This is a genomic window from Nostocoides japonicum T1-X7 (assembly GCF_001046855.1).
GTDB classification, from domain to species: Bacteria; Actinomycetota; Actinomycetes; order Actinomycetales; family Dermatophilaceae; genus Nostocoides; species Nostocoides japonicum.
Window position 1 is genome coordinate 4107045 of sequence record NZ_HF570958.1, and the last position, 10953, is coordinate 4117997.

Sequence of the window (10953 nt, forward strand, 5' to 3'; positions counted from 1 at the left end):
GCTCACTGGTCTACCTTCCTGATGTCGGCGTTCTCAGATGGAGCGTCGATGCACCCCGGGTGCCGCCAGGTCACTGCCCTGCTCGCTTGACGCCGATGACGTCCACCATGAGATGTGCAGGATCTGGGGGTTGCCCGGGACGTGTGGACCGTCGATAGGGCTGCGCACCAAGACCAGGATTCCTGGTTGCGAGTGCCGATCAGTGAGCGAACCGGCAGGCACGTCTCGGCACCGTGGCCACCCGAGCCATCGAGAGATGAGGGTGCCTCCCCACTGGGTCTAGCAGCGAGGAGGCTGACGTGAAGTCTGCCAGCAACGCCCGAAGTAGTGAACCGTCCACCGGTACCGGCTGCCTGCCGGAGTTCGCGGCCAACGACGTGACCGCCGGCATCGACTGGGCACGTGATGACCACGCCGCATGCATCGTCGATGGCCGTGGCCGACAGGCCGCGGCAACGTTGACCCCCCACACCAGCGCCGGCCTGCGGGACCTGATCGGGTTCCTGGGCCGTCATGGCGTCGGCGAGGTCGCCATCGAACGTCCTGACGGTCCCGTGGTCGATGCCCTGCTCGGCGCCGGCCTGACCGTGGTAGTGATCTCCCCGAACCAGGTCAAGAACCTGCGCGGCCGCTACGGCTCGGCCGGTAACAAGGACGACCGGTTCGACGCCTATGTCCTGGCTGACACCCTGCGCACCGACCGAGCCCGGCTGCGGCCCCTGGTCCCGGACACCCAGGCCACCACCGCGCTGCGTCGTGCGTGCCGGGCCCGCAAGGACTTGGTCAAACACCGCGTCGCGGCAGCCAACCAGCTCCGCGCTCACCTGCGCAACATCCTGCCCGGCGCCGTAGGACTCTTCAAAGACATCGACTCCGAGATCTCTCTGGCGTTCCTGACCAGATTCGACACCCAAGACCGCATCGACTGGCTCACGCCCAAACGCCTCGGCGACTGGCTGGCCAAGCAGGGCTACTCCGGCAAGGTCGACCCTGCCGTCCTGCACCAACGCCTCCTGGACGCCCCCCGCGGCGCCACCGGCGAGTACGCCGCCAGCCAGGCGGCCATCACCGCCAGCTACGTCGCGCTGCTGCAGACCCTGGTCGAGCAGATCAAAACCCTCTCCACCCAGATCGGCCACCAACTCGACACGCACGCCGACGCCCACATCTTCACCAGCCTGCCCCGATCCGGCACCGTGCGCGCCGCGCGCCTCCTGGCCGAGATCGGCGACTGCCGAGCCCGCTTCCCCACCCCCGAATCGCTGGCCTGCCTCGCCGGCGCCGCACCCTCGACCCGCCAGTCCGGCAAGAGCCGCGTCGTCGGGTTCCGCTGGTCCTGCGACAAGCAACTGCGCGACGCCGTCATCGACTTCGCCGCCGACTCCCGGCACGCCAACCCCTGGGCCGCCGACCTCTACAACCGCGCCCGAACACGTGGACACGACCACGCCCACGCCGCCCGCATCCTGGCCCGAGCCTGGCTCACCATCATCTGGCACTGCTGGCAAGACCACCTCGCCTACAACCCCCAAAACCACCAAGCACTCCAACGCCTCCTCAAAACCCAAACCGAGGCGGCTTGACATAGGGCTTCTCATGGGCTCTCCCCGAGTATGCCGTGCCTCGGCCCGTCCTCCGCACCGCTTCCCGTAGCGTGGGAGGACGTGGCGCTCACGAAGGCGAGCACGACGCACGAGCACGACGCACGAGCACGATGGGGCGGGCCACCGGCAGGGGCGACGACACGGGCAGAATCGACGATCAGCAGAATCCATGACCGGCGGAGCGATGACCAACGGGGCGATGACACGGTCGAACAGCGACCTGAGCGGCGGCGACCGGCTCGCGGCCTACCTGCCGGGCGTGCTCGTCGAGTGGCTCCGGGCGTCGCCGACCGCCCGGCACCGCGCGGTGGACGGCACGGTGGTGCTCGCCGACGTCGCGGGCTTCACGGCGCTGACCGAGCGGCTGGCGAGCGCGGGGAAGGTCGGCGCCGAGGAGACGAGCGACCTGCTCAGCGACGTCTTCACCGATCTGCTCCGAATCGCGCACGGTCACGGGGGGCAGCTCGTCAAGTGGTGCGGGGACGCGATCCTGCTGCTCTTCCGAGGCGAGGACCATCCGACGGCGGCGGCCGCCGCCGCCTGGGACATGCGCGCGTCGCTGCGCCGCGCGGGACGGGTGTCGGCGACGGCCGGGCCGGTCCGGCTCCGGCTGTCGGTCGGCGTCCACACGGGCCAGCTCGAGCTCCACCTCGTCGGGACGGTCCACCGGGAGCTCGTCGTGGTCGGTGCGACGGCCGGCCAGGCGGCACGCATGCAGAGCCGGGCCGGCACCGGCGAGATCGTCCTCAGCCGGGCGACGGCCCGGCTGCTCGACCCCGGCACCGTCGACGAGACGGGCACCCTCCTCCACCGACCGACGGCCGCCCCACTCCACTCACCGACGGCCGCTTCGCCCCAGCGAGCGACGGCCGCCCCACTCCACCCACCGACGGCCGCTTCGCCCCAGCGAGCGACGGCCGCCCAGGGTCCGGACGGTCCACGGACGTCGACGGACCTCGGCATACCGGCCCTCGGCATACCGGATCTGGACCCCGCCACCCTGCTCCCCGCCACTCTGCGCGAGCTCCTCGCGGCCGGCGCGGTCGAGGGTGAGCACCGCCGGGCCGCCGTCGCCTTCGTCGAGTTCACCGGGGTCGCCGCGGTGCATCGGCGACACGGCCGCGGTGGAGTCTGGGAGGCGCTGCAGGATCTCGTCGCCGTGGCGCAGGAGGCGTGCCACCGGCACGCCGTGACCTTCCTCGAGACCGACATCTGCCCGGACGGAGGCCGGCTGCTCCTCGCGGCGGGCGCGCCGCAGAGCCAGGCCCACGACGGGGAGCGACTCCTCGCCGTCGTCCGGACGATCCTCGGCCACCAGGGACCGCTGCACCTGCGGGCAGGTGCCAACGCCGGCCGCGTCTTCGCCGACGAGTTCGGGCCGCCCGAGCAGCGCACGTACTCCGTCAAGGGCGATGTCGTGAACCTCGCGGCCCGGGTCATGCAGCACGCTCGACCGGGACAGCTGCTCGCGACGCCGGCCGTCCTCGGCACCCACGGGGCGGCCTTCGCGTGCGCCCCCGTGCCGCCGTTCCGGGTCAAGGGCAAGTCCACCCCGGTGACGGCCGTCGAGATCGGCGAGGCCCATCCGGCGCACGGCCGGCCCCTCACCGCCGGCCGCCCGTCGACGAACCGACCGCTCGCGGGCCGGACGAGGGAGCTGGGCCACCTGCGCGAGCTCCTTTCCGCGGCTCGTGCGGGACACGGCGCGGCCGTCCTCGTCTCCGGACCGCTGGGGATCGGGAAGTCCCGCCTCGTCGCGGAGATCGAGGCCGAGGCACCGCCCGCGCGGGTGCTCTCGGTCGGCTGCGAGCGGTCCAGCAGCGAGACGCCGTATGCGCTCGTCGAGGCCGTCCTCCGCGACCTGCTCCAGCCCGCGGAGCCGGGCAGGGAGCTGGCGGACGCGCTCGTCGCCGCGGTGAGCACGCACGCGCCCTCGCTGGGCCCCTGGCTGCCGCTCCTCGGGGACGTCGTCGGAGCTCAGCTGCCGCCGACCCCGGAGGCCGATGCGCTCGCCGACGAGTTCCGCCGGGCGCGCCGGGAGGAGTCGCTCGTCGAGCTCGTCACGGCGCTGTTGCCCGGGCCGAGCCTCGTCGTCGTCGACGACGCGCACCTCGCCGACGAGGCGTCGACCGCCGTGCTCGGCGGGCTGCTGCGCGACGTGAGCGACCACCCGTGGCTCGTCCTGCTCACCGGGAGGGACGACGTCGCATCCCTCGATCCGTCGGTCGAGCGGCTCGAGCTCGATCCGCTCGACGCGACCGAGCTCGCGGAGCTGCTCGCCGAGGAGACGCGAGACCTCCCGCTCCTCCCCCACGTGCGCCGGGCGGTCGTCGAGCGGGCTGCCGGCAACCCGCTCTTCCTCCATGCGCTGATCCCTGTCGCCGGCACCCTGGAGACCACCGAGGACCTGCCGGAGTCCGTCGAGGACGTGCTGGCCGCCGAGATCGACCGGCTCGCGCCCGCGGACCGGATGCTCCTGCGGGCAGCGGCGGCCGGCGGGATGCGCGTCGACACCGAGCTGCTCGACGAGGCTCTCCGCGAGACGCTCGGCGAGGAGGTGCCCCCGGAGCGGTGGGAGCGGCTCTCGCGGTTCGTCGAGCCGGCCCTCGACGGGTCGCTGCGGATCCGGCACGCGCTCGTCCGGGACGTCGCATACCAGGGCCTGTCCTACCGGCACCGCCGACTCCTCCATGCGGCACTGGCTCGAGCCCTCCAGCGGCGGCCGGCGCCGGAGGCGCAGGCCGACGTCCTGGCGCACCACTGCTTCCACGCGCAGGAGTATGCGACGGCCGCCCATTTCGCGCGGATCGCCGGCGAGCGGGCGGCCTCGGTCTTCGCGAACGCCGAGGCCGCGGCACTCCTCTCTCGGGCGCTCGAGGCGGTTCGACGCGAGCCGTCACCGGCGCCGGAGGAGGTCGCCCGAGTCGCCGAGGCGTGCGGCGACGTGCGGTACCGGCTCGGCGAGTTCGCCGCGGCGCGCCGGGCATCCACCGGTGATCCGGTCGCCCGGGCCCGGCTCCACCTGAAGACCGCACAGGTCGTCGCCCGGACCGACGGCTTCTCCCGCGCCCTGGCGTGGATCACCCGCGGGCGTCGTGCGATCGCCGGCCTCGAGGATCCGGAGGCGATGCGGCAGGACGCCCGGCTGCTCGTCCAGGCCGCCTTGATGCGCCAGATGCAGGGTCGGTACGACGAGACCGAGCACCTCTGCGAGGCCGCCGTCGCCGTCGCGACGCGGGCCGGTGCGCGCGCCGTCCTCGCCCAGGCGATGCAGCTGCTCGACGCCGCCGACGTGGCCCGTGGCCGGTTCGACGGCGAGCCCTGGGCGGAGCGTGCGCTCGCCGTCTGGCGGGAGCGCGGCAACCTGGCCTGGGAGGCCCGAGCCCAGAACCAGCTCGGCATCCGCGCCTACTTCGCCGGCCGATGGGACGACGCCCGGGCCCACTACCTCGGCGCGGTCGCGGCCTTCGAACGCGTCGGCGACCAGTGGAACGCCGCCGTCGCCGCCTGCAACGTCGGCGAGATCCTCGCCGACCAGGGGCGCTGTGCCGAGGCGGACGCGACGACGCGACCGGCCGCCGAGGTGCTGCGGGCCTCCGGCGCCCTCTCGGAGTCGGCGTTCGCCCTCAGCGTGCTCGGTCGCACGGCGCTGCGGTCCGGTCGGATCGCCGAGGCGCGGACGCTCCTCGCGGCCTCCCGGGACGCCTACGCGACGGCGGGCGAGCCTGGTGAGGTCGCCGCGACCGACGTCCGCGTCGTCGAGTGCCTGCTCGCCGAGGGGCGCGGCGGCGAGGCCATGGCCCGCATCGACGACCTCGCCGCCGGTGCAGACGACCCCGCGATCCGCGTGCCACTCGACCGGTTGCGGGGGTACGCCTGGGCCCTGCAGGGCCGGCTCGAGGACGCGAGAACCGCCTTCGCGTCGAGCCGGGACGCTGCGCGGGCTCGGCATGCCGACTACGAGGAGCTGCTCGCCCTCGACGCCCTCACCCGGCTCGACGCCCTGGCTCGCACAGACGGCCTCGACGCCGAGGGCGATGGGGTATGCGATCCGGATCAGGTCGCATACCGCATCGCCCTCGGCGACCGGCTGGGCGTCGTCGCGGTGCCGGCACTCCCGTTGACCTCCTCGGGCGACGTCCCCGTGAGCCTCAGCGGACGGAGCTGACGCTCACCGGGCCGAGCGCGTGAGCGCCGCCGTCAGCGCGACATACCCCAGGGTGTTCGGGTGGATGTTCTGGTAGCTCGTGCACTCCCAGGTCAGCAGGCACAGCGAGACCTTCTCGGCGGTGGAGCCGGCCTTGATGTTGATCGCGGAGAAGGCGTCCGCGACCCGCGCACCGTTCGCCGTCGCCACCTGTGCCAGCTGCTGGTTGACGAGGGCGAGGAGCTGGTCGCTCGTCGGCATCTGGAGGGCGAGCGGGTTGTAGAGGTTGAACAGCACGACCCGGGCGTTCGGCGCGAGCTGATGGACCGTCTGCAGGATCGTCGTGATGTTCACGGCCACCGTGCCGAGGACGGCGGGCAGGCCAGAGACGAGGCACGCCTGCACCTGGTCCGCGGGCCCGGCCTCGCAGCGGGACACGAGGGCCAGCAGGTCGTTGGAGCCGATGTCGAGGGTGACGAGCGAGACCTCGCTGCCGTGCGCCTGGAGGAATGCCGTCGCCGCCGCCAGCTGGGAGGTGGCCGCTCCGTAGGAGTCGTGGAGCGGCGCGGGCCACGGGCACCCGCCGGTCAGGAAGGTCCCCGTCGTCTCGCCGGGGCAGCCGTAGTTGACGAGGCTCAGGCGCGGCGTGATGGCGGCGTAGTCCTCGGCATAGCTGCGGTAGTGGGCCGGGTTCGTGTCGCCTCGGGCCACGAGGTTCGGCTGGTACCCGAACGCGAGGGAGTCGCCGAGCGACAGGTAGTAGGCGTGCCCGCGGGGGGTGCTCGCCGACGCGGGGGCCGCTGCCAGGGCCCCCATGACGCCGACGAGGCCCGCGAGGGTGAGCAGCGTGACGAGCCGGGCGATCCACGGTCTCCTCACCGGGCGGCCCCCGACCTCGTTCGTCCGGACGGGTGGGGAGCCAGCCCGGCTCACTCGGGCGTCGGGCGGTCGCGGTGTCGTCCCGCGAGACCCCTGCCGTGTGGTCCGGTGCTGCGTGGTCGGACCTGGCGTGGTCAGGTGTGGTGTGGTCCGGTGCTGCGTCATGACGGTCTCCTCTCACGATGCGGGCCATGGGCGGCCCGCCGGGTCCGGCGTCCGGCTCCCACTCCCGTGGGCGACGGCTGGTTCCCCGCAGCCCTCCCGCGGGGAACCGGTGCGGTCTTCAGAAGGTGATGTGCGGGTCACCGGCCGGCGCGTAGACGACGGCCGTGTCCTCGTGGTGACCCCGGTTGCGGCTCAGCACGCACGGCTGGGTCGGGCAGGGGCGACACCCTGGCAGCAGCCCCTCGTAGTCGCCGTTCGCGGGGTTGAAGGCCGCCGGCGCCCCGGACGCGGTGACGAAGGGGTCGTCGTCACCCCAGCACACGTCGACGGGACCGGGCCCGCGGTGACCGCCCGTCGCCGGGATGCTGACGGTGATCCGCAGCGCCCGGTCGGAGGTGAAGGTGAGCACCCCGCCACGGGTCGTGCAGCTGAGCGCCGGGAAGCCGCCACCGGTCGCGAGCAGGACGCCGCTCGAGGAGGACGCGGCGCCGACCGCGGACCCCGAGGTTCCGTCCGACGCGACGACGCCGGTGCTGCAGGTCTGGCCGGCGGAACACAGGACGAGCTGGTCGACGATGTCGAACGCCTGGGACGGTGCGCTCGTCGCGCCCTGGATCGAGGCGGTGAGGGCGAACCCGAAGCCGACCGAGGAGAAGGTGAGGGCCGGGAAGGTCGCGACCCCCCTCACGGCGCGGACGGTGTTGTTCGCGGGCGGCGGCGCGCCACCCGGGTCCTCGGCGTATCCGAGGGTCACGGATCCGTTGAAGCGGGTGTCCACGTGGCCACGACGGTCCTCCACCTGGACGACGACGGCCGGGGTCATCGCGGTGTCCCGCTGCGTCGTCGTCGGCTGGGCGACGATGCTCACCGAGTCCCGGCAGGACGACGCCATCGCCGCCGTGCCGGGGATCAGGACCAGCGCCGCAGCGAGCAGTGCGGAGGCTATGCCGAGCCGTCTCATGATGTTCACCTCTCGTGTCATGCCGGTCACCTTCGTCATGCCGGTCACCTCTCCGTGTCGCGGTCGAGTCGGGTCCTCGCGAGCAGCTCGGCATGGGCGGCGCTGCTCGCGTTGCCGCTGAGCGCGGCGAGGAAATCGGTGCGGTCGAAGGCGAGGGTCTCCAGGGGACCCGAGGCGGCGACCGTGGCGGTGCGAGGAACGTCGTGGAGCAGGGCGATCTCGCCGAAGCCGTCACCGCGCCGCAGCGTCGGCCGGGGTCGGCCGTCCACGGTGACGGCCGCCTCGCCGGAGGCGATGAGGTGGAAGACGTCGCCCGGCTCGCCCTGCGTGACGACCCGCTCGCCGCCGGCATACCGCCGACGCGTGGCCGACACGAGGAGCTGCTCGACGGTGACCAGCGGCAGGGGCCTGAACACGGCGAACGCCTGCAGGAGGTCCAGATCGGGACCCGGCTCTGGAGTCGAGCGGTCCATCCGGACGCAGCGCGGCGCATACGAGGCGGCGAGTGCCATCAGGAGCGCACCGGCGACGAGGAGGATGGGCAGGGTCCCCACCCTGCGCGACAGCCCCGGGGCCGCGATCGCGCCGATCCCGGCACCGGCGAAGACGACGAGCTCCAAGGCGCCGAGCGCGGCCGGTGCCTTGCGCGGTCCGACGACCCGGGGGACGAGCGTGAACAGCGCTCCGTCCTCGACGGCGTTCCCGACGCCGACGACGAACATGGCGAGGTATGCGATGACCGCCGTGGGCCAGAGGGCGAGGACCACGAGGGGCAGCCCCCACAGCGCGATCCCGGCCGCGAGGCACCGCGACAACCTCGTCACACGCAGCACCCGGCCCGCGAGGACGCCCCCGGCCAGTCCGCCCAGGCCGGTCGCCGCGGCTAGCCATCCCACCGAATCCTGTTGCAGTGCAAGGATGTCCAGTGCGAGGACGACGGTCAGGACGAGGAGCAACCCTCGTGTCGCCGTCTGCACGAACCCCATGACGACGACTCCGGCGGGCGGCACGACCGTCGTGAGCGAGCGCGCTCCCGCCACCACGTCGGACCCCATCCGCCGCGGGCTGCGGACGGTACCGGCCAACTGCTCGGGGGTCCGGAGGCGACGCAGCGCCGTCGCGGCGACCGCCATGGTGACGGCGGACACCGCGAGGGTGGCCGCCGGGTCGGAGAGCCCGATCGCCGCAGCGCCGACGACGGGGCCGACGAGCCCCGCCGCATTCTCCATCATCGTCGCGCGCACGTTGGCCGCGCTGAGCTCGGCGGGGGTGCGCACGAGCCACGGCAGGATCGCCGCCTGGACCGGGCGGTAGGCCCCGGAGAGCGCGGCGGCGGCGGCCACGAGTGCGACGACGAGGGCCGAGGGGCCCGCGAGCGCCATGGAGGCCGCGCCCGCCGCGAGCAGGACCGTACGCACGAGGAGGCTGCCGCGGAGCATCCGGTCACCCCGTATCCTTCCGCTGAACGCGGTGAGCATCGGGGTCGCGACCGCGCCGGGGAGCGTCGTCGCGACTCCGTAGGCCGCGACGAGACCCGCGCCGCCCGCTCCGAACGCCCACACGAGCATCGCGACCCGGCAGACGAACCCGGCGGTGACCGACAGGGCCCACCCGGTGGTCACCCGCATGACGTCGGAGGGGCCGGGTGGCGCGTCCGGCACCGCCCCGATGCCGGACGCGCCACCCCTCCCCGGTACCCACCGAGGCCGACGTACGTCGTCCGCCGTCAATCGGTCCGCACCCCGCCCTCTCGCGCCCCGTCCGGCGACCGGGTCCGCTCGCGGAGGATCCGCGCGATGAACTCGCGCAGCCCGGCCCAGTCCTCGAACCGCGTCGCCTCGCCGGTGACGACGTGCTCCACGCGGCCTGCCCACGGGCCGGTCGCGTCGATGCCCGAGCTCGTCCTGAACTGCAGGACGAAGGACCGATCGGCCGGCAGGCTCACCGCCGGACCGCGGTCGGGGGTGTATCCGGGGTCCGCACTCATGACCCCCCGAACGCTACGCAGCCGCGAGCCGTCGAGTCCTTCGGAAGTTCTTCAGGTTCGCGGGGTCCGCGGGCTCAGTCCGGGAAAATCTGGCCGATCGGCTCGCGCTTCTCCGCCTGGAACACCTGCTCCGTCCTCCCGTACGCCCAGTACCCCGACAGCGAGAGATCGGCCCGCGGGATGCCCCGGTCGGCGAAGACCGCCCGCAGCGCCTTGATGGCCTCCCGCTCGCCATGGGCGAACACCTGGACACGCCCGTCGCCGAAGTCGTGCGCGCGGACCGCGCGGGCGAGGGGCGCGTCGGGTCCCGGCGTCGCCCCCGCGCGGTGCAGCCACCGGATCTCGACGCCGCCCGGGCCCGTGAGGGGGATCTCGTCAGCGGGTCCCTCGACCTCGAGGTATGCCGTGCCCGTCGCCTCCTCCGGGAGCGCCTCGAGGGCCGCCGCGATGGCGGGAAGTGCCGTGTCGTCGCCCGCGAAGAAGTGCCGGTCGGCGTCGGGGTCCGGAGCGTACCCGCCACCGGGGCCCATGACGGCGATCCGGTCGCCCGGTCGCGCCGCCCGGGCCCACGGACCGGCGAGGCCCTCGTCGCCGTGGACGACGAAGTCGATGGTCACGGTCTGGGCCTGCGGGTCGACCGACCGGAGGGTGTACGTCCGGGTGACCGGGAGCTGCGCCGGGTCGAGGCGCTCGCGGAGGGCCTCCATGTCGTAGGGCGGCTCGAGCCCGAGGGCGGGGTCCGCGAAGAGGATCTTGACGTACCGGTCCGTGTGCTCGTTCTCGCCGAGATCGGCGAAACCCGGCCCGCCGAGGACGACCCGGACGAGATGCGGCGTGAGGTCCTCGCGGGCGAGGACGGTGAGGACGGCTTGGCGACGCTCGCGGCGTCGGCGCTCGGGGGGCATACGGGACGGCTCCATGGGAACGAGAGACAGGGGTTAGGTCAGCCTAACCCCTGTCTCTCGGTGGTCCGTGCGCCCGGCCGCCCGTCGGCTGCCTCGGGCACCCCTGGCGGTCGCGGTACGTCGACCTGCTGAGGACGCGAATACCTCGACCGGCAGAGGTCCCGCGCAGTCGAAGTACAACGACCCCGCGCGAGCGTCACCCCCTTACCTCCACCCACCAGGACCCCCACCCGGTCGAGGTACGACAACCCCACCCGAACGTCACCGCATACCTCGACCCAGCAGAGGTCCCGCGCAGTCGAGGT

7 protein-coding genes are annotated in these 10953 nt (G+C 73.4%); 2 read left to right on the top strand and 5 right to left on the bottom strand.

From position 1 onward, the window contains the following. Positions 1-299 precede the first annotated feature (299 nt). Positions 300-1583: an IS110 family RNA-guided transposase gene (locus BN12_RS18640; protein WP_235432332.1), complete on the top strand. Its 1284-nt coding sequence runs from the start codon at positions 300-302 to the stop codon at positions 1581-1583. A 190-nt stretch (positions 1584-1773) separates the two neighbouring features. Then, positions 1774-5772, top strand: coding sequence for an adenylate/guanylate cyclase domain-containing protein (locus BN12_RS18645; protein ID WP_048554840.1), 3999 nt, complete (start codon positions 1774-1776; stop codon positions 5770-5772). A 3-nt stretch (positions 5773-5775) separates the two neighbouring features. Here BN12_RS18645 and BN12_RS18650 read toward each other — a convergent pair whose 3' ends face one another. The 5 genes from BN12_RS18650 to BN12_RS18670 form a co-directional block, all read right to left on the bottom strand. After that, entirely contained in the window at positions 5776-6630 is an 855-nt protein-coding gene (locus tag BN12_RS18650) for an SGNH/GDSL hydrolase family protein (protein ID WP_048554841.1), read from the bottom strand. Between the two features lie 283 nt (positions 6631-6913). Further along, positions 6914-7795 (bottom strand): hypothetical protein, encoded by an 882-nt coding sequence (locus BN12_RS18655; RefSeq protein ID WP_157635562.1) that lies wholly within the window; start codon positions 7793-7795, stop codon positions 6914-6916. 5 nt (positions 7796-7800) lie between these two features. Beyond that, positions 7801-9378, bottom strand: a complete 1578-nt coding sequence (locus BN12_RS18660; protein WP_048554844.1) for a cyclic nucleotide-binding domain-containing protein — start codon at positions 9376-9378, stop codon at positions 7801-7803. Positions 9379-9482: 104 nt separating this feature from the next. Then, complete coding sequence (locus BN12_RS18665; RefSeq protein WP_048554846.1) at positions 9483-9743, bottom strand: hypothetical protein; 261 nt, start codon at positions 9741-9743, stop codon at positions 9483-9485. Positions 9744-9817: 74 nt separating this feature from the next. Next, positions 9818-10648, bottom strand: coding sequence for a siderophore-interacting protein (locus tag BN12_RS18670; protein ID WP_048554848.1), 831 nt, complete (start codon positions 10646-10648; stop codon positions 9818-9820). Positions 10649-10953: the final 305 nt, after the last annotated feature.